This is a genomic window from Bacteriovorax sp. DB6_IX (genome assembly GCF_000447775.1).
Classification (GTDB): domain Bacteria; phylum Bdellovibrionota; class Bacteriovoracia; order Bacteriovoracales; family Bacteriovoracaceae; genus Halobacteriovorax_A.
The window spans coordinates 1-257 of sequence record NZ_AUNJ01000432.1 but is presented as its reverse complement, the minus strand read 5'-3'; the positions used below and the strand labels follow the sequence as shown (position 1 = coordinate 257).

The 257-nt window shown below is 36.2% G+C and carries 1 protein-coding gene; it reads left to right on the top strand.

The window, feature by feature from the left end:
* A partial coding sequence (locus M901_RS13435; RefSeq protein ID WP_034722291.1) for a phosphate acyltransferase occupies positions 1-257 on the top strand: 257 nt, incomplete at both ends.

Here is a 257-nt window from a genome sequence, read left to right as displayed (position 1 = left end):
AGTCAGTTAAGACTATTATTGACGAAGGAAGAATCGAGCCAGTTCTTCTAGGAAGTAGAACAAAGATTGAAACGAAAATGAAAGATCTTGGTCTCTATGAGACTCTTAAAGATGTTGAGATCATTACACCAAGAAAAGCTGATAACTTCAAAGAGTTCTACTTAGAATATACTAAGAAGAAACAAAGAGATGGTGTTTCGGTTTATCACGCAGAAGATCTCATGGCACTTGAGAACTACTATGGTGCTATGATGGTT